Source organism: Cellulophaga sp. RHA_52, assembly GCF_007827205.1.
Taxonomy (GTDB): Bacteria; Bacteroidota; Bacteroidia; order Flavobacteriales; family Flavobacteriaceae; genus Cellulophaga; species Cellulophaga lytica.
Genome location: NZ_VIRZ01000001.1, coordinates 3,210,051 through 3,231,075, shown reverse-complemented (window position 1 = coordinate 3,231,075; position 21,025 = coordinate 3,210,051). Strand labels below are relative to the sequence as shown.

At 32.8% G+C, this 21,025-nt stretch carries 14 protein-coding genes; 3 read left to right on the top strand and 11 right to left on the bottom strand.

Translation table 11 applies throughout. The features are described 5' to 3' along the window. Entirely contained in the window at positions 1-576 is a 576-nt protein-coding gene (locus JM80_RS14230) for a YdeI family protein (protein WP_075695432.1), read from the bottom strand. Positions 577-642: 66 nt separating this feature from the next. On the opposite strand from JM80_RS14230, the gene JM80_RS14225 reads away from it, so the two are divergent. Further along, the gene (locus JM80_RS14225) at positions 643-1,221 is read left to right on the top strand and encodes a hypothetical protein (RefSeq protein ID WP_013622094.1); all 579 of its coding nucleotides are present in this window, start codon (positions 643-645) and stop codon (positions 1,219-1,221) included. Between the two features lie 33 nt (positions 1,222-1,254). Next, the gene (locus JM80_RS14220) at positions 1,255-4,107 is read left to right on the top strand and encodes a pitrilysin family protein (RefSeq protein WP_144710696.1); all 2,853 of its coding nucleotides are present in this window, start codon (positions 1,255-1,257) and stop codon (positions 4,105-4,107) included. Positions 4,108-4,195: 88 nt separating this feature from the next. Here JM80_RS14220 and JM80_RS14215 read toward each other — a convergent pair whose 3' ends face one another. From JM80_RS14215 to JM80_RS14195, 5 genes are all read right to left on the bottom strand, one after another. Then, entirely contained in the window at positions 4,196-5,818 is a 1,623-nt protein-coding gene (locus tag JM80_RS14215; protein WP_144710694.1) for a M1 family metallopeptidase, read from the bottom strand. 110 nt (positions 5,819-5,928) lie between these two features. Then, on the bottom strand, positions 5,929-6,393 hold the full coding sequence (locus JM80_RS14210) for an FKBP-type peptidyl-prolyl cis-trans isomerase (RefSeq protein WP_034644394.1): 465 nt from the start codon (positions 6,391-6,393) through the stop codon (positions 5,929-5,931). Positions 6,394-6,463: 70 nt separating this feature from the next. After that, positions 6,464-7,801, bottom strand: coding sequence for a M28 family peptidase (locus JM80_RS14205; protein ID WP_013622098.1), 1,338 nt, complete (start codon positions 7,799-7,801; stop codon positions 6,464-6,466). 5 nt (positions 7,802-7,806) lie between these two features. Continuing rightward, a complete protein-coding gene (locus JM80_RS14200; protein ID WP_144710692.1) occupies positions 7,807-8,991 on the bottom strand; it encodes a nitrate/nitrite transporter in 1,185 nt (394 codons plus the stop codon). Positions 8,992-9,050: 59 nt separating this feature from the next. Further along, positions 9,051-11,258 (bottom strand): bifunctional alpha,alpha-trehalose-phosphate synthase (UDP-forming)/trehalose-phosphatase, encoded by a 2,208-nt coding sequence (locus JM80_RS14195; RefSeq protein WP_144710690.1) that lies wholly within the window; start codon positions 11,256-11,258, stop codon positions 9,051-9,053. A gap of 102 nt (positions 11,259-11,360) precedes the next feature. On the opposite strand from JM80_RS14195, the gene JM80_RS14190 reads away from it, so the two are divergent. After that, positions 11,361-13,163 (top strand): glycoside hydrolase family 15 protein, encoded by a 1,803-nt coding sequence (locus tag JM80_RS14190; protein WP_075695439.1) that lies wholly within the window; start codon positions 11,361-11,363, stop codon positions 13,161-13,163. Between the two features lie 58 nt (positions 13,164-13,221). Here JM80_RS14190 and JM80_RS14185 read toward each other — a convergent pair whose 3' ends face one another. From JM80_RS14185 to JM80_RS14165, 5 genes are all read right to left on the bottom strand, one after another. Next, positions 13,222-14,637 (bottom strand): aminotransferase class I/II-fold pyridoxal phosphate-dependent enzyme, encoded by a 1,416-nt coding sequence (locus tag JM80_RS14185; protein WP_144710688.1) that lies wholly within the window; start codon positions 14,635-14,637, stop codon positions 13,222-13,224. A gap of 178 nt (positions 14,638-14,815) precedes the next feature. Further along, positions 14,816-16,624, bottom strand: a complete 1,809-nt coding sequence (locus JM80_RS14180; protein ID WP_013622103.1) for an acyl-CoA dehydrogenase family protein — start codon at positions 16,622-16,624, stop codon at positions 14,816-14,818. 125 nt (positions 16,625-16,749) lie between these two features. Beyond that, a complete protein-coding gene (locus JM80_RS14175) occupies positions 16,750-17,940 on the bottom strand; it encodes an acetyl-CoA C-acyltransferase (protein WP_013622104.1) in 1,191 nt (396 codons plus the stop codon). Positions 17,941-18,019: 79 nt separating this feature from the next. Next, positions 18,020-20,425 carry a 3-hydroxyacyl-CoA dehydrogenase/enoyl-CoA hydratase family protein gene (locus JM80_RS14170; RefSeq protein WP_089118939.1) on the bottom strand — a complete coding sequence of 802 codons (2,406 nt, stop codon included), beginning with the start codon at positions 20,423-20,425 and terminating at the stop codon, positions 18,020-18,022. A gap of 28 nt (positions 20,426-20,453) precedes the next feature. Further along, positions 20,454-20,888: a MarR family winged helix-turn-helix transcriptional regulator gene (locus tag JM80_RS14165; RefSeq protein WP_144710686.1), complete on the bottom strand. Its 435-nt coding sequence runs from the start codon at positions 20,886-20,888 to the stop codon at positions 20,454-20,456. Positions 20,889-21,025: the final 137 nt, after the last annotated feature.

Genomic DNA, 21,025 nt, shown 5'->3' with positions numbered 1-21,025 from the left:
TTACCATGTATTTCTAGATTTTATATTAGCATCGCAGAGTTTAATTATCTCTGCGATTCTTTTTTGCTTTGTTTCTTCTCTTTTTGCTTGGTTTAAATAATACAAGTAGCCTTTTTTGTATGATGGTGCAAAACTATTGTAATTATTAAAAGCATTAGGGTTTTTATTAAAAGCTTCTTGTAAATTAGTAGGTATAACTCCGTTTTCTACATCGTCTAAACTATTCCATGAACCATTTTCTTTAGCTATTTCTATACTTTCTAAACCACTTTTATGCATTAAATTACTTGCAATTAGTGTGTTTATATGTGTTTTATTAACCTTACTCCACACGCTTTTAGGTTTTCTAGGACAAAAATATTGTCTTCTTTTACCCTCACCTAAGCTTTTAACAGTACTGTCTATCCAGCCAAAACAAAGTGCAACTTTTACAGCATCTTCCCAACGCATACTTTGCTTTTTATGACCTACTTTATAAAGTATTAAATGTATACCAGTATTTGTATTGTGGTTTTCTAGTAGCCAAGCTCTCCATTCGGTTGTAGTTTTAAAATAGAACTCCTCTGTATTAGCCATTTTTAGTTTGGTGATACTTTAGTATAAAGATTGATGTATATTTATATCCAAAAATAGCCAAAAAATATGCAACGTAATTACATCTCTATTATTTTAACCTTTGTATTTATAACCTTTATGAATGCACAGGAGCAGTCTAAAAAGGACTTACCCTATTACCAAATACCAGAGTCACCTAAAGAGTTTACAGCAGGCACAGTAGCAGCAAGGACTATAGATGCTTTGGGTTTTAGATATTATTGGGCAACAGAAGGGTTACGTTCTCAAGATTTAGCTTACAAACCCAATAAAGAGGGGAGAAGTACTGGTGAAACTGTAGATCATATTTATGGTTTATCTAAAATGATTTTAAAAACAACTAGTTTAAAGGTTAATGAAGATAAAAACCAAGAACTAACTTTTAAAGAAAAAAGAAAACGTACTCTAGAGAACTTTAAAAAAGTTAGTGACATATTAAAAAATGCAACCAACTTAGAAGAACATGAGTTGGTGTTTAATAAAAATTTTAAGCTTCCGTTTTGGAATGCTATTAATGGGCCTATAACAGATGCAATATGGCATAGCGGACAAATAGTTGTTATGAGAAGATCATCTGGAAACCCAATGCCAAAAGGCGTAAATGTATTACTGGGAACAAAAAAATAATTACATAACTTAAAACTAATTCATCAATAAAAAATGAGAAAATTACAATCTTTTTTGGCAGCAGTAACCGTGTTGCTTGTATTCTCTTGCAAGGAGAAAACAGAAAAAACATCAGAAGAAATAGCAAAAACAGAATTTAAGGTAGATTTTGAAAAGTTTACACTGGATAATGGTTTACAAGTTATTTTTCATATTGATAGATCTGACCCTGTAGTTGCAGTAGCATTAACTAGCCACGTAGGTTCTGCACGTGAAAAAGTTGGTAGAACAGGATTTGCACATTTATTTGAACATTTACTTTTTTTAGAGTCAGAAAACCTTGGAAAAGGCGGTTTAGATAAAATGAGTGCACGTATTGGTGGCTCTGGAGCAAATGGATCTACAAGTAGAGACCGCACCAATTATTACCAAACGGTTCCTAAAGATGCTTTAGAAAAAATGATTTGGGCAGAAGCAGATAAGCTAGGATTTTTTATAAATACTGTTACTGAGCCTGTTTTGGCTAAAGAGAAAGAGGTTGTAAAAAATGAAAAAAGACAACGTGTAGATAACAATCCTTATGGGCACGTTAATTATGTGCAAACAAAAGCATTGTACCCAGAAGGTCACCCGTATAGTTGGACGGTTATTGGATCTTTAGAAGACTTACAAAATGCTACTTTGCAAGATGTAAAAGATTTTTACAACAAATGGTATGTTCCTAACAATGTTACATTAACTATTGCTGGTGATTTTGATAAGAGCCAAGCAAAAGAATGGGTTAAAAAGTATTTTGATGAAATTAAAAAAGGGGATGATATACCAGCTTTAGAAAAACAGCCTGTTACTTTGGCAGAAACTAAAAAGTTGTATTATGAAGATAACTTTGCGCGCTTACCACAATTGTCTTTAACGTGGCCTTCTGTACCAGAGTTTCATAAAGATGCGTATGCTTTAGACGTGCTATCATCTTATTTAGCATATGGCAAAAAAGCACCTTTGTATAAGATTTTAGTAGAAGATAAAAAGTTAACAGACGGTGTACGTATGTACAATTACTCATCTGAACTTGCAGGAGAGTTAACATTATCTGTTACTGCTTTTGATACTACAGAGCTTACAAGTGTAAATAGTGCTATACAAGATGCTTTTGCTTTATTTGAAAAAGAAGGAATTTCTGATGCAGATATTAGTAGAATAAAAGCAAAACAAGAAACAAGTTTTTACAATTCGCTTTCTAGTGTTTTAGGTAAAGGTTTTCAATTGGCTCAATATGAGATTTTTGCTGGAGACCCTGGCTATGTTACTGAAGATGTAAAAAATATTTTGGCTGTAACTAAAGAAGATGTTATGCGTGTGTATAATAAGTATATTAAAAATAAAAATTTGGTGGCAGTTAGTGCTATACCTAAAGGGCAAGCTTCTTTAGTTTTAGATGGTTCTACTAAAGCAGAGGTTGTAGAAGAAAAAATTGTTGAAGGTAAAGAAAGTACTTTTGACCCCAGTATTGTTGCTACTTACGAGAAAACACCTTCTAGCTTTGACCGTAGTGTGGAACCTCCTTATGGTGAGAGTCCAGATGTAATTGTACCAGAAGTATATAAAAAGGAGCTTTCATCTGGTATTAAAATATTTGGAATAGAAAATAATGAAGTGCCACTGGTAACGTTTAATTTTAGAATTAACGGTGGTATGCTGTTAGAAGACAAAAATAAAATAGGTGTTTCTAATTTATTAGCATCTATGTTAACCAAAGGAACAAAAAACAAAACTCCTGAAGAGTTAGAAAATGCTATACAAACATTAGGAGCAAGTATTAGCGCATCTGCTAGCGACCAGTATATTACTATTTCTGGTAATTGTTTGGCTAAAAACTACACAAAAGTAATAGAGCTGGTAAATGAAATTATTTTAGAACCACGTTGGGACTCTAAAGAGTTTGATTTGCTTAAACAGAGTACTATTAGTCAACTGCAAAGAGCACAAGCTAACCCTAATAGTATAGCTAGAGATCAGTTTTACAAAGTATTGTATGGTAATAATAATATTTTATCTAATAACAATGCAGGTACAACAACAACTGTAAAAGCAATTACGTTGCAAGACTTAAAAGAGTATTACAGTGCAAATATTTCCCCTAAAGTTACTAGTTTTCATATTGTAGGAGATATTACAACACCAAATGCAATAGCGTCTTTAAAAACCTTAAATACAAAATGGGAACAAAAAGATGTAAATGTACCAACGGTAATTGCTGCTAAAACACCAGAAAATGCTAAAGTATATTTTTACAATGTGCCAAACGCTAAACAATCTGTTCTTTTATTTGGAGCACCTGCAATTGCAGCAACAGATAAAGACTTTTATTCGGCACAGGTAATGAATTATAGACTTGGAGGCGGTAGTTTTGCATCTCAATTAACACAGGAGCTTAGAGAAGGTAAAGGGTATACATACGGAGTACGATCTAGCTTTAGTGGTGGTAAAACATCTGGTTTATTTACTGTTTCTAGTGGTGTGCGTACTAACGTAACTTATGAGGCTTCTCAGCTAGTTAAAGATATTATGAGTAATTATAGTGAGGGGTACAACCAAAATGACTTGGAGGTGTCTAAAGGCTATATGGTAAAAAGTAATGCAAGAGCTTTTGAAACTATGGGGTCTAAATTAAATATGTTAGAAAACATTAGTATGTATAACTACCCAGTAGACTATGCTAAGCAAAGAGAAAATAGTGTAAAAAATATGTCTGTAGAAGATGTAAAAAAATTGGCAGACAAATATGTTAACCCAGATAAAATGATTTACTTAATTGTAGGTGATGCTAAAACACAGCTTAATAAACTTAATAAATTAGGATATGGAGAACCAGAATTGCTAAATCCTGATGAGGTTTTAAAAGACTAACTATTGGTTTATATACTATTTAAAAAAAAATCCGCTTTACACATTGTAAAGCGGATTTTTTTATACTCAATTTTCAAGAGTTATATGTTTATATTTTTTTTAGATTGATGTAAAAATTAGGATCAAAAATAACACTAGCATTTATAGAAGAAACTTTAGTTGTTTTCCAGTCTGCAGAAGGAAAAACCCATTGCTCTTTATCATCTATTTTTACTTTTAAAGGCATATCAAAATCAGCTACAATATTTGTATATCTATACTGTAAGCTATTACCTTTAATTTTATATTCTAAAGTTGGTATGCGTACATCTCTTAAATACTGATTAAAAAAAGTTGATAAATCTTTACCGGATTGGTGACTTAAGTAATCTTCAATTTGTTCTGTAGTTACAACAGAATGGTAAAAATCTTTATTTAATCCTCTTAAAATACGTCTCCATTTTTCATCATTATCTACCAATTGTCTTAGTGTGTGTATCATATTAGCACCTTTAAAATACATATCGCCAGATCCTTCATCGTTTACATCATAATTACCAATAATAGGAGAATCATTAGCAATATTTCTTCGTAAACCAATAATGTATTCATTAGCTGCTTGGGTACCATAATAATAGTCTAAAAAGATGCTTTCAGAATAGGTAGTGAAACTCTCGTGTATCCACATATCTGCTATATCTTTATTGGTAATGTTATTAGCAAACCACTCGTGACCAGATTCGTGAATAATTAAATAATCAAACTTTATTCCCCAACCAGAACCAGAAAAGTCGTTTCCTTTATATCCTTTCATATAATTATTACCATAGGTAACAGAACTTTGGTGTTCCATTCCTAAATAAGGAGCTTCAACCAATTTATAGCCATCTTCATAAAATGGATATGGACCAAACCAATGCTCAAAAGCTTTCATCATTTTAGGAGCATCTTTAAAATGTACTTTAGCTTTTTCTAAGTTATCACGTAAAACATAATAATCCATTGTTAACGGACCTTTTTCACCATTGTAAACTTCAGAAAAATGTACATAATCTCCTATGTTTACATTTACACCATAATTGTTAATAGGGTTTTTTACTACCCAATGAGATGTTACAGTATTAGAGTTTTCTTCAATTTTCTCTAGCCTTCCGTTAGATATGTTAGATAGTCCTTTTGGGTTAGTAACACTAATGCGCATACTGTCTACCTCGTCATACATATGATCTTTGTTTGGCCACCAAACACTGGCACCTAAACCTTGGCAAGATGTAGCTACAAATGGCTTGCCGTTTTTATCTTTTGACCAAGAAAAACCACCATCCCAAGGAGCATTTACAGCTTCTTTAGGGTTACCCTCATAATACACCACAATTTGGTTAACAGCACCAATTTCTTGTTTTTGCTTTAATTTTATAAAATGCGCATTAGTTGCTGAGGTAAATTTTAACTTTTTACCTTTTTGTGTCACTTTGGTAATTTTTAACGGAGGTTGTAAGTCTACCTGCAGTACTTGGTTTTTATCTAAAACAGTATATTTAATGGTGTTTTTACCAGAAATGTATTTTTTAGCAGGGTCTACTGTTACATCTAAATGGTAGTAATTTAAATCCCACCAAGCACGTTCTGGAGTTATACTACCACGTAAAGTATCAGTTTTTGTAAATGTTTTTTGAGCATACACACCATTAGATAGGAGTAGAATAACACAAATTAATAAAGCTTTTTTCATAAAAGTAGTTTGTTAGTAGTACAAATATATATTTATCTATAAATGTAATAAAAAAGAAAAAGCCATTAAATAGTTTCCTAATTAATGGCTTCTGTGCTATTATTATAAGTTTAGTTTACACTTAAAAGATTAATATCAAAAATTAAAACCGAACCTCCTGGTATAGGACCATAATCATTACTGCCGTACCCCAATCTAGAAGGTACTAATAAAATACCACTACCACCTTCTTTAAAATAGGTAATACCTTCTGTCCAACCAGCAATTACTTGCTGTAGGTTAAAAGAAATTCCGTTAGCATCACTCTCATCAAAAGTACTTCCGTCTGTAAAATATCCTTTATAAGCTACAGTAACATCAGATGTTGCGGTTGGTCTAATACCATTACCTTCATCATTAATTACGTAATACAAACCACTTTCACTTTTTAAGGCTGTTAGGTTATTTTTTTCTATGTAGTCTTTAATCTCTTCTTCATTTTGAGCTGTATAATCTACAGGCTCTTTAAAAGTGGTGTCATCGTTTTTACAAGAAATAAATAAGGTAAAAACAACTATTAGAATTCCGTATTTCATTTATAATTTTTTTTAAGCTGAGCAAATATAGGGGTTTAACTTTACCTATAATTTTAAAAATAAGTTAATGTTATCTCATTATTTCATTAGGAAAAACAACAACACTCTCAAAGCCATCTTTACCAACAGCTGCAACGCCAAAAAATGAATTGTCTATTACAATACCGTCTAAAGTTTGCTCTGTAACATTACCAACATATTTGCTATTATCCCAAGTAGGAGAGGTGGTGTCTCTCCAATATATTTTATACCCAACAGCACCGTCTACAGGAGACCATTTTAATTTAGCAGAAGCCTCTACAATACCACCAATTTTAACTGTTTTTGGAGAAGGTGGCGCCCATGCTAAATTTGCCATAGTTATGGCATTTACAGCTGTTAGTTTTTTAGCGTAACCAAAGTTAACGTGTTCTACAACATCACCATAAGCAATACCATTTTCTGTTCTAATGTCTTGGTGTTGTTGCGTATAGTTTTCATGAGCTTCCATTATACGTATACCAGGAAAACCAAGGTCGTTAAAAGGCCTGTGATGACCACCTCTACCAAACCTATCTAACCTGTAAATCATCATTGGGTTCATTTCTGGCATATATGTTTTTACATTTTTATGAATGTAACGTGCCAATTGACGTGATATACCATCTACTTCACCACCATAAAAACGTCTTGCCTTGCGTTGTCTTTCTGTTTCGTTAGCAGGTACTGGTTCAGAAAAAATTCTAAAATCTCTATTACTAATTACACCGTCTACACCTTTAATATTCCCAATCATATCATTGTTAAGAATACCAATAATTTCCCAATTTTTATCTTTAGCATATTTAGCTAATCCTGCACCACCAAACAAGCCTTGTTCTTCACCGGAAAGACCTACGTAAATAATACTGTTTTCAAATTTATATTTTGATAAAACACGTGCAGCTTCCATTGTGCCAGCCATACCGCTAGCATTGTCATTTGCACCGGGAGCATCTGTAGTAAAATCCATAGTATCACTAGCACGTGAGTCTATATCACCACTCATAATTATATACCTGTTGGGGTATTTTGTGCCTTTTTGTATGGCAACAACATTAACAACCCACGCATCATGTGGTACTCTACTGTTTCCTTTTTTTGTCACAAAATCTTTCTGATAAAATACATTTAAACAATTGTTGCATTCGGTAGACATTTTGTCAAATTCAGATTTTATCCACCTTCTTGCTGCTCCAATACCTCTGGTGTTAGAAACCGTATCACTAAAGGTGTTACGTGTGCCAAAGTTTGCTAGTGTAGTAATATCATTTTTAATGCGTTCTTTAGATACTGCATTAATAATATCATAAATTTTAGAATTTGTTTGTGCGCTAATTGCCATTGCGCTAAATATACAAAGGAGTAGTAGTAATTTTTTTAAAGCCATTTTAGTTAGTTATTATGAGTGTTAGTTTTTATTTTTTTTGATAAAAGAGTATACAAACCAATTGCAGGTCCAATTCCTAAAAATAAGAAAATTAGTGATACATTAATTTTAGTGCTTAGGTATGATAAAAGCTGAATACTTAAAATACTAATTGCAAAACCTATAGAGTTTACAACTGTTAATGCTGTACCTTTTAGTTCTGCTGGCGCAGATTGTGCTACCAGGCTAGAAAACTGAGGAGAATCTGCTGTAACTGCCATTCCCCAAACACACCAACCAACAAAAAAGAATAGTATAGGTAGGTTGAATAACAAAGGGGATAAAAAGCAAAACAAACCAGAGATTAATAATGCTGTAATTGCAATTTTAGAACTGCCATATTTTTTAGATAATGTACCGCCAATAGCACAGGATACAGCTCCTAAAGCTATAACCACAAAAGTAAATATAGGAACGGAATAGGTGGTGTTTTGTATATTATTAATTGTTTTTAATGCTAAAGGCGTAAAAGCCCAAAAGGCATACAATTCCCACATATGACCAAAGTAGCCAGCTGCAGATTTATAAAAAGCAGTGTTTTTAAATAAACCTAAGCCTGCTTTAATTTGTAGTTTGGCACTACGTTTTCTATAAGGGCCATTAGGTACCAACAAAACAACTATTGTCCCTCCTAATAGCGCTAAAATAGATGTTGCTGTAAGTATGGTTTGGTAATTGCCTCCCCAATTTAATCCGCTAATTAAAAAAGGAAAAGCAGTACCAAGTACTAAGGCACCAACTAAGAAGCCTAAAGCTTTACCTAGTCCGTTTTTATAATAGTCTGCAGCTATTTTCATACCAACAGGGTAAATGCCAGCTAAAAAAAAGCCAGTACCAAAACGTGCAGCTAATATATGCCACTTTGTTATAACCTCTGCTAACAAGCTAAAGTTACAAAGGGCAGCAAAAAGTGCACATATAGCAAAGACTTTTGATGGTGAAAACCGGTCTGCAATCATTAACAAGGCAAAAACTAAAGTGCCTAAAATAAACCCTAGTTGTACAGAAGACAGTACATAACCAATTATACTAGCTCCTAAACCAGTTTTTAAAGCTAAATCATCTACAATAGCATTACCAGCAAACCATAATGATGTACAGGCAAATTGAGATGCTATTAGTAAAGGCAGGATTAATTTTTTCCTTGTCAAGCTATTAATTTTAAGTTTTAGGTTGGTCGTACAAAAATACTAAACCTAAACCCTAAATATTAATCTATAAAACGTTTTAATAGTTTGCGTACATCTGTAGTACCATCTAAATAGTATTTTGCTTGTGTTTTTTGGTGTCCTACTTTTATAGTAATGGCACTTTCTGGTAGTTCTTGAAACATAAACTCATCTGTCCAATCATCACCAATAGCAAAAACAAAGTCGTAAGTATCATCATTATACACACGCATCGCAGCACGACCTTTGTTTACGTTACTACTTTTAATTTCCATTACTTTATTACCGTTTAAAACACTTAAATCATCATTTGCAATTAAACTGGTTAGCACTGTATTTAATTCTGTTGCTCTTTTGTTTCCAAAGTCTGGATCTGTTTTTCTGTAGTGCCAAGCTAAAGAATAGTTTTTTTCTTCAATAAAACTACCAGGTGTACGGTCTACAAAAGATTCTAAAACAGGATGAATTTTCTGCATCCATTCTTTTTTTACATTCTCTAGCATCCTAAATTCTTCTCCTTCTTGAGAAATCCAAACACCATGCTCTACAATCATATTATATTTTTTATGTAAAAACCATTTGGTAAAAGTTTCTTTGTCTCTACCACTAATTAAATACATATCTGTATTTGGTTGTGATGCTATATTGTCTAATAATGTATATAACTCTTCATCCGGACTAGCCTTTTGGGGGTCGTTTTTAAAAGCGGCCAAGGTGCCATCATAATCTATAAAAAGAAGTCTTTTTTGCGCTTTTTTATATTTTTCTTCAACAACTACAGAAAGTTCCGTGCCTAATTTTTTAGACACGTATGAGATGCTATTTTCCTTTTGTTCCTTTAATGAATTTATAAAATCATTTGCCCATTTTTCAACATTATAACGTTCTAATCTTTTTTGTAAAATATCATTACGCTCTTGCTGTTCTTCTACAGGCATATTAATTGCTTGTTGTAATGCAGCAACTGTTTGTTCAAAATTATTAGGGTTAATTAGTAAAGATTCATTCATTTCATTAGCAGAACCAGCCATTTCGCTTAAAATTAGCACTCCTGTTTTATCTGTTCTAGTGGCAATATATTCTTTAGCAACAAGGTTCATTCCATCACGTATTGGAGTTAACCAAGCAATATCACATGAAGTATATAAGTCTATTAAGTTTTCAAAAGGCATAGACCTGTAGAAATACCAAATTGGTGTCCAGTTTACTGTAGAAAATTCTCCATTAATTCTACCAACCAATTCATCAACCTCCTTTTTTAAAAGTTGGTATTGTGGTACGTTAGATCTAGATGGAACAGCTAAAATTATAAGTCTTACCTTTTCTTTATACTCAGGATGTTTGTTTAAAAAATACTCAAAAGCGTTTAGTCTTTTTGCAATACCTTTGGTATAATCTAACCTATCTATAGATAATATTAGCTTGGCATCTTTAGTAGATTCTTTGTGGGCGTTTAATCGTTGTTGAAAATCGGACTGATTTTCAGTAATGTTTAGTGAGTTTGCTTTACCAGCTTCACTAAACTTTTTATAGTCTATTCCCATAGGAAAAGAATCTACCTTAACAATACGGTTTTCTATATGTACTTCATTAAAACTTACGTCTAAGCCAAGCAAACGTCTAACAGAACTTAAAAAATGTCTCTCATAGTCATACGTATGAAAACCAATTAGATCTGATCCCATTAATCCGCGTAAAATTTCTTCACGCCAAGGTAGTGTTCTAAAAATTTCATAAGACGGAAAAGGAATGTGTAAAAAGAAACCAATAGATATGTCTGGCTTTTTATCCTTAACCATTTGTGGTACAAGCATTAATTGGTAATCATGTACCCAAATAATATCATCGTCATCAGCTTTAGCTATAATTGCGTCAGCAAACTTTTGGTTTACTGCTTTGTATATTTCCCAATTGTTAAGCTCAAACTCAGAGTACTCTAAAAAATAATGAAATAAAGGCCAAATGGTTCTGTTACTAAATCCAAAATAAAAGCCGTCTACTTCTTCAGCGTTTAGTTTTACTTTAGCACAGCCATGATCTTTTAAAGTTGTATCAATTTTTTCTTCTAAGTTTTTAGGTATGTTTTCATCAGTTAAACCGCTCCATCCTATCCATAAATCATTGCTTCCAGAGTGTACAGATTTCATACCTGTTGCCAATCCGCCAACACTAGGTGTTGTTTTTATTTCATTATTATGAATTTCTAATTGTACTGGTAGTCTATTTGAGATAATGATAGTTTTACTCATAAATCGCTCTTTTTTGGTAGAATTTAATTGTTTTTTGTATAAATTTCGATAAAATTGGTAATAAAACCTACTAATTAGAAATGTTTAACCCTAATTTATTATATGGATAATTTAGACTACGGAATTATAGGAAATTGTAGAAGTGCAGCCTTAATATCTAAGAATGGTGCAATAGAGTGGAGCTGTTTGCCTGCGTTTGATTCTTCTTCAGTTTTTGCTAAAATTTTAGATGAAAATAAAGGCGGTAGTTTTGAAATCCTAACGAATAGCGACTATAAAATTACGCAAAATTATATATCACAAACAGCAATATTAGTTACTACATATACTAACGGAAATGATATTTTTGAAGTAAGAGATTTTATGCCAAGGTATAAGCTAGAAGATAGCTCATATTACTCTCCGCCAGAAATTATACGTTACCTAAGGTATGTGTCTGGTAAGCCAACTTTTAAAGTGTTGTATAACCCAAAGTTAGAGTATGCATCTAGTGATACAAAAACATACATAAAAAAAGATTTTATTACCAGTTTAACACACGGAGAAAAATTTGATACTGTGTTTTTATATACATCTTTTAATAAAGAACGTGTAGTAAGTGGTAATGAAATTGAACTTACAGAAGACGGTTATTTTTTATTTGGCTACAACGAAAAAATATTTTCACCAAGTGTTAAAAAAGTATATTTAGAACAACAGCGTACTAAAGTATACTGGTTAAATTGGAGCGGAAAAATACCAAAGTATCATTTGTATAATACAGAAATAAATAGAAGTTCAATTACTTTAAAACTATTAACTTACGATAAAACTGGAGCTGTTTTAGCAGCAGCAACTACCTCTTTACCAGAAACTATTGGCGAGGTAAGAAATTGGGATTATCGTTTTTGTTGGATTAGAGATGCTTCTATGGTTATAAAAGTAATGTCTGAACTAGGACATAAAAACGTAGCCAAAAGGTACTTGCAATTTATAATAAACCTTATACCAGATAAGGATGAAAAATTGCAAATTATGTATGGTATTAATGGCGAAAAAGAACTTACTGAAGAAACATTAGAGCACCTAGATGGTTATAAAGGATCTAAACCAGTACGTGTTGGTAATGCTGCATATAAGCAAAAGCAGAATGATATTTATGGCATTCTTATGGATGTTATTTATGAGCAGCTTGTAAAATTTTCTACCGATTTGGAAAACGGAGAAGATTTGTGGGGAATAACAAAGGGTATTGTTTGGATAGTAGATAAACACTGGAAAGAGGCAGATAAGGGTATTTGGGAGTTTAGAGCAGAAGATCGTCATTTTACTTTTTCAAAAGTTTTATGTTGGGTTGCAATTGATAGAGCCATTAAAGTAGCTCGTATTTTTAACAAATCTCACAAGATTGAAAAATGGACAAGGTTAGAGCAAGCAATTAAAAAAGATATTTTAGAAAACGCTTGGAATGATGAAGTTAATGCCTTTACACAATCTTATGGGTCTACGTATTTAGATGCATCTGTTTTATTAATGGAATCTTACGGTTTTATACACGCCAAGCATCCTAAGTTTGTTGCAACGGTTAAAGCTATAGAAAACAACTTATGTAATGATGGCTTGTTGTATAGGTATAAAAATGAAGATGATTTTGGGTTGCCATCATCATCATTTACTATTTGTACTTTTTGGTTTATTAATAGTTTATTTAAAATAGGTGAAGAAGAAAAAGCACGTATGTATTTTGATAGGTTGCTAGGCTATAGCAATCATTTAGGGTTGTTTAGTGAAGATGTAGATTTTAAAACAAAACGACTATTAGGTAATTTCCCTCAGGCATATTCTCATTTAGCATTAATAGAATGTGCACTTAATTTTTCTGCTAAAGAGAGCGATGAAAAAGTGCTGGAATCTATGCGAGAATAACTCTTATATTTACATTAAAAACAAAACCCTTATCTACAAAAAAGATAAGGGTTTTGTTTTAGTTAATTTCTTCTAATACACGTTCTAGTAATTGTTGCAAATGCGTTTTTGTTGTAAAAGGATTCATAATAGTAACACGTAAGTAGTGTATGCCTCTTAGTTTTGTTTGTACAATATAAAATTCTCCTTTTTCTAATATAGATTGACGAATTTTTTCATTTAAAGAGTTTGTTTCTTTTTCTGATAAATTAGAGTTAACATACCTAAAACAAACAATGTTTGATGCTGGTTGCACTGCAATTTCAAAATTTGGATTAGCAATAACCATTTCTGCAAATTGAAGCCCTAAGTTGTAAAGCGTAGTTACATATTCATCAAAAATTTCTTCTCCATAAGTTTTTAAAATAGTATACCAATGTATGCTAGCCATTGTTTTGGTACACTCAAACGTGCGTTTGGCAATATTGTACCAATCTTCTTCTTTAGATTCTTCTAATAAATAATCTGCTTTTTGACTAAAAGTAGCGTGTGATGTGTTGCCATCTTTAAAGAGTAGGGCAGTAGTTAAAGCTGGCATCATCATCATTTTGTGTCCATCTATAACAATAGAATCTGCTTTTTCTATGCCTTTTACAGTATGTTTGTGGGTTTTAGAAAATATTGCAGCACCACCGTGTGCACCATCAACATGAAACCATATATTTTTTTGTTTGCTAAATGTTGCAATAGCCTCTAAATCATCATAAATTCCTGTAGATGTAGATGGCGCACTACCTATAATAGCAAAAACTTCTATGCCTTTGTCTTTTGCTTTTTGATAATATTCTTCAAGCAAAGTAATATTCATATTAAAATTTTTGGTAGAAGGTATTTTTATAATTCCTGCATCACCTAATCCCATTATTCTAGCGGCTCTGTCTACGCAATAATGGGCTTCTTCACTCACCATTATACCAAGTGAGTTTGTACTGCCATCTGCCCAAATATTTGTTGTTGCTTTTGCTTTGCGTGCTGTAAGGAGTGCAGTTAAATTAGCTAACGTACCACCAGAAGTTAATATGCCATTTGCGGCTTGTGTATAACCTGCTTTCTTGCAAATATAATCTGTTACTATACGTTCTATAGCAGAAGCAGCAACACCCATTTCATAAACAGCCATACCGTTGTTTAATGAGGCACTTACTAAGGCACTTAAAGCCGTAATTGGTAAAGTTGGTGTTACTTGATGCCCAATATATTTAGGGTTATGTACATGTATAGAGTGACTAATAATGGTGCTAAATAAGTTTTCCTCATTACCGTTTTCTAAATAGTCTTTCCAGAAAAGGTGTTCATCCTTTGGCTGGTTCCAATGTATGGTTTTGTTGTTCTTATTTTGTAGGGTGTTTTCAAAATGGTCTGCTAATTCATTAATTAGATCATGACCTCTTTTTCTAAAGTCTTCTGGACTATATGCTTCAACTAATTTTTTCAATATTCTGCAGTTAAAATATGTGATGTAAAATTAGTTCTTTTAAAAATAAAAAACCATCAGTAAAACTGATGGTTTTGTTAAATCTCTGCCTTGTAAGCTTCAATTTGAATTAGTCAATCTTTTGTTATAACTTCCATTTTTGTAGGTTATAACTATTGTAAATATACGTTTTTATATGTTAAAAACAATATTTGTTTTCTGCCTTTACTTTTTCAGCAATTTCATTACGTAAATCAACTATGTCTGGGTAGTTTTGATATTTCGTAAAACGTTTAAGTCCCATTAACATCATACGTTGTTCATCACCTTCAGCAAAAGAAATAATACTTTCTTTACCCTTTTTCTCTATAATATCTACAGCATTGTATAAGTATAACTTAGACATTGCTATTTGTGTTTTCTGAGATTCTTCTCCAAAACGTTTAGCATTTTTCTCAGTTCTTAAAATAGTAGATTCTGCCATATAAATTTCAATTAAAATATCTGCAGCTGCAATTAACAACTGTTGGTGATCTTCTAATTGTGGCCCGTATTTTTGTACTGCACCACCAGCAACCATCAAGAACGTTTTCTTTAATTTCTTAATCATTTCCTTTTCTTCTGAGAACAACTCAGAGTAATCTGGAGTTTCAAAAGAAGGAATACCCATTAGTTCTTTTTGAACTTCACTAGCAGGTCCTAATAAATCTACATGACCTTTCATAGCTTTTTTAACCAACATACCTACAGAAAGCATACGGTTAATTTCGTTAGTACCTTCGTAAATACGTGCTATACGTGCATCTCTCCAGGCAGCTTCCATAGGTGTTTCTTCAGAGAATCCCATACCACCAAATATTTGAATACCTTCATCTGCACAATTTTGTACGTCTTCAGATACTGCTACTTTTAAGATAGAGCATTCTATAGCGTATTCTTCTACACCTTTAAGTTCTGCTTCTTGGTGTGTGTTACCGGCAGCTTCACGCATTGCAATACGGTCTTCTATGTTTTTAGAAGCTCTGTATGTTGCAGACTCACCAGCATATGCATTTGTAGCCATCTCAGCAATTTTAACCTTAATAGCCCCAAAATCTGAAATAGGAGTTTTAAATTGTTTACGCTCGTTAGCATATTGTACGCCAGTTGTTACAATTCTACGTTGAGAATCTAAACAAGCAGCAGCTAATTTAATACGTCCAACGTTTAATGCATTCATAGCAATTTTAAAACCTTCGCCACGTCCTGCAAGCATATTTTCTGCAGGAACAACAGTATCATTAAAGAAAACTTGTCTTGTAGAAGAAGCTCTAATACCTAGTTTGTGTTCTTCTTCACCTAATGTAATACCGTTAGCGTTTTCTGGATCATATTCAACAATAAAACCAGTAATATTTTTATCATCTTCTATACGTGCAAAAACAATCATCAAACTACAGAAACCTGCATTTGAAATCCACATTTTTTGACCGTTAATTTTGTATGATTTTCCGTCTTCAGATAAAACAGCAGTTGTTTTACCAGAATTAGCATCAGAACCAGCACCTGGCTCTGTTAAACAATAAGCACCAAACCACTCACCAGTAGCTAATTTAGGAACGTATTTTTGTTTTTGTTCTTCGGTACCATATAAAGTAATTGGCATTGTACCAATACCAGTATGTGCACCAAAAGCAGTACTAAAAGACCCTGTACCACTAGAGATATAATCACACGTTAATACTGTAGAAACAAAGCCCATTCCTAATCCATTATAAGCTTCTGGTACAGCAACACCTAAAAATCCTAATTCACCAGCTTTACGCATAACTTCTTCTGTTAATGCATAATCTTTAGCTTCAAATCTAGCTTTGTGTGCTATAATTTCACGTTCGTTGAATTCAGCTACCGCTTCTTTCATCATTGTTTGTTCTTCTGAAAAATCTTCAGGAGTAAAAACGTCTTCGCAATTTGTTTCTTTTACTAAGAATTGACCTCCACGTAGGATATCTTTTTCTGTATCTGCCATTTGTTTTTTATTAGATTTTAAGATTTCTAGAACCAAGAATCAAGACAGCTTAAGTCTGGATTTGAAACTTGAAATCATTTTTGTATTTGTTTATTTTCTTCTGATATTTAATTTATTTGAATTTCTTAATTAAGAAACTCAAATATTCCGCAAGCTCCTTGTCCTGTACCTACGCACATTGTAACAGCTCCATATTTACCTTTCATATCACGTTTACGCATTTCATCAAAAAGTTGAACAGAAAGTTTTGCTCCTGTACAACCTAATGGGTGACCCAATGCAATTGCTCCACCATTTACGTTTATAATATCAGGATTAAGATCTAATTCTCTAATTACAGCTAATGATTGAGAAGCAAAAGCCTCATTTAACTCTATTAAACCTAAATCTTCTTGTTTTAAACCAGCTTGCTTTAACGCTTTTGGAATGGCTTTAACTGGACCAATACCCATAATACGAGGCTCTACACCTGCAGCTGCATAGTTTACTAAACGAGCAATTGGCTCTAAGTTTAATTCCTTAACCATATCCTCACTCATTACCATTACAAAAGCAGCACCATCACTCATTTGAGACGAGTTACCCGCAGTAACGCTACCACCAGCAGCAAATACTGCACGTAATTTAGCTAGGGCCTCTTTACTGGTTCCTTTACGTGGACCTTCATCTTTAGTTACGGTATACTTTTTTGTTGCTTTTTTACCATTAGCATCAACATAAGTTTGTTCTACGTCTATTGGCACTATTTGGTCTTGAAAACGATCTTCTGCTTGTGCTTTTAACGCTTTCATATGAGAGTTGTAAGCAAATTCATCTTGGTCTTCACGAGAAACTTTAAACTGCTTTGCAACAGCCTCTGCAGTATTTCCCATTCCCCAGTAATAATCTTCATGGCCAGCCTTAACTATGTCATAATTTAATTCTGGTTTAAAACCTGTCATTGGAACACTACTCATACTTTCTGCACCACCCGCAATAATACAATCTGCCATACCGGCTTGTATTTTTGCAGTAGCCATACCAATTGTTTCTATACCAGAAGAGCAAAAACGGTTTACTGTAACTCCAGGAACATCTACAATATCTAACCCCATTAAAGAGATTAAACGTGCCATATTTAATCCTTGAGAACCTTCTGGCATTGCGTTACCAACAATTACATCATCAATACGCTTTGGATCTAAACTAGGCAGTTCACTCATCATATGTTTAATGGTTTCTGCAGCTAATTCATCTGTTCTTTTAAAACGGAACACGCCTTTTGGAGCTTTACCAACTGCGGTTCTGTATGCTTTTACTATATATGCTGTTTTCATTTTTTTCTTTAAAATTAATAGAAATAAGAGTCAAAAATTAGGTTAATTTACCTGAAAATTTGCATCTACGTTCTTGGTTCTAATTTCTAAGTGGTTTACCTTTAGTTAACATATGCTGAATTCTTTCTAACGTTTTACGTTCTGTACATAAACTTAAGAATGCTTCACGTTCTAAATCCAATAAATACTGCTCACTTACTAAGGTAGGCTCAGATAAATCTCCACCGGCCATTACATAAGCTAGTTTATTTGCAATTTTATGGTCATGTTCACTAATGTAATTACTATCTTCCATAGAATCTGTACCAACAAGGAACATACCTAATGCTTGTTTACCAAGTACTTTTACATCTTTACGTTTTACAGGTTGTGTGTAACCCATATCTGCCATTAGTTTAGCGTGTTGTTTAGCAACTGCTATTTGGCGTGCTTTGTTTACTACAACTATATCTTTTCCTTTTTGCAATAGGTTAGTATCAAAAGCTTCATAAGCAGAAGTAGATACTTTTGCCATACCAATAGTTAAGAAATGCTCTTGCAATACATTTAACTGTACATCTCCTTTACTAAAAAGGTCAGATGCCCTTAAAGCCATTTCTTTAGAGCCACCACCACCAGGTATAACACCAACACCAAACTCTACAAGTCCCATGTAAGTTTCTGCAGCAGCAACTACTTTATCTGCGTGTAATGATAACTCACAACCACCACCTAAAGCCATACCGTGAGGAGCAGAAATAGTTGGTATTGCAGAATAGCGCATACGCATCATAGTATCTTGGAAATATTTAATAGCCATATTAAGCTCATCATACTCCTGTTCTGCAGCCATCATAAATATCATACCTATGTTAGCACCTACAGAGAAGTTTGCAGCTTGGTTACCTACTACTAATCCAGCAAAATCTTTTTCGGCTAAATCAATAGCTTTATTTAAACCTGCTAAAACATCACCACCAATAGTGTTCATTTTAGATTGGAACTCAACATTAAGTATACCGTCTCCTAAATCTTCAACAACTACACCAGAGTTTTTAAATACTTCAGATGTTTTTCTGATGTTGTCTAGAATGATAAACGCATCCTGACCAGGAATTTTAGTTTGTGTTTTAGATGGAATGTCATAAAAATATGAAGCACCATCTTTTACAGAGTAGAATGATGTGCTACCAGAAGTAATCATTTCATTAACCCAAGCAGCTGGCTCTAAACCTTCTGCTTTCATTAATTCAATTCCTTTTTCTACACCAATTGCATCCCAAATTTGAAAAGGACCATGTTCCCATCCAAAACCAGCTTTCATTGCATCATCAATCTTATACAATTCATCTGTAATTTCTGGAATACGGTTAGATACATATGCAAATAAAGCAGTGAAGCTTTTTCTGTAAAATTCACCAGCTTTATCTTTTCCTTTTACTAGTATTTTAAATCTGTCTACAACTTTATCTACTGTTTTAGTAAGTTCTAAAGTTGCAAATTTTGCTTTTTTAGCAGATCTGTATTCTAATGTATTTAAATCCAGAGATAAAATTTCTTTTTTACCCTCTGCAGAAACAGTTTTTTTATAAAATCCTTGTCCGGTTTTACTTCCTAACCATTTATTCTCCATCATTGTATTAATGAAGTCTGGCAATTTAAAAAGCTCTAAACGCTCATCATTAGGACAATTTTCTCTAATACCATTTGCAACGTGTACTAAGGTATCTAACCCAACAACATCTACGGTCCTAAAAGTTGCAGATTTAGGACGACCAATAACTGGTCCAGATAATTTATCTACTTCTTCAATAGTTAAATCTAAATCTTTAACTGCATGAAATAAACTTTGTATGCTAAAAATTCCAATACGGTTACCAATAAAAGCAGGTGTGTCTTTAGCAACTACAGATGTTTTACCTAAAAACTTTTCTCCATAACCATTTAAAAATTCTAATACCGCAGCATCAGTTTTTGGTCCAGGAATAATTTCAAATAAGTTTAAGTAACGTGCAGGGTTAAAAAAGTGAGTACCGCAGAAGTTTTTCTGAAAATCTTCAGAGCGTCCTTCACTCATAAATTTAATAGGAATACCAGATGTGTTAGATGTAATTAGCGTTCCTGGTGTTCTGTATTTTTCAAGTTTTTCAAAAACTTGTTGTTTAATGTCTAATCTTTCAACAACAACTTCCATAATCCAGTCTACGTCTGCAACCTTGGCAATATCATCTTCTAAATTACCAGTTGTTATTCTGCTTGCAAATTTTTGACTGTAGATAGGAGAAGGTTTAGATTTTAAAGATGCAGTTAAAGCATCGTTTACCAATCTGTTCCTTACCACTTTATCTTCTAGTGTTAAGCCTTTTGCTTTTTCTTTGTCGTTTAGTTCTCTAGGAACAATGTCTAACAATAGCACTTCTACACCAATATTTGCAAAGTGACAGGCAATGCCACTACCCATAATACCAGAGCCAATAATGGCTATTTTTTTAATGTGTTTGTTCATTTTTATTTAGACCTATTAATTAGTTATATTATTTAAAAATTTCTTTTTTAGCTATAAGCGAATTAATTGTTTCTGTTACCTCAAAAAAATGTTTTAATTTTTCTTCAGGTATATTAGCTTTAACTGCGCTGTTAAATTGAAAAACGGTTTCTTTAGATAAAGTTCTTTTTTCTAAACCAAGTTCTGTTAAATGTATAATAACACCTCTACCATCATTAGGGTTAGGCTTACGTACTATAAATTCTTTTGCTTCTAAGCTTTTTAGTATTCTAGACAAACTAGTGGCTTCCATACCCATTTTAGGACCAAGTGCAGTAGATGCGGTACCTGTTTTTGGGTCTATGCTTAATAGTGTAAAAGCCATAGCCATTGTATTATTATGGTTTTTAGCTTCTTCATTATACATCTTAGCTACTGATAGCCAAGTTTCTCTTAAAGCATAATCTATGGTAATCTCTTTCATTTGTAATTTGAATAGGTTACCAAATATAGTAAAATTTATTATGCATGCATAATAAATTTATAAAAAAATACGAGCTTAATATATACTTAACATTAAGTATATGTATGGTAATGTGTTTTGTAGATGTTTAGCTGCTA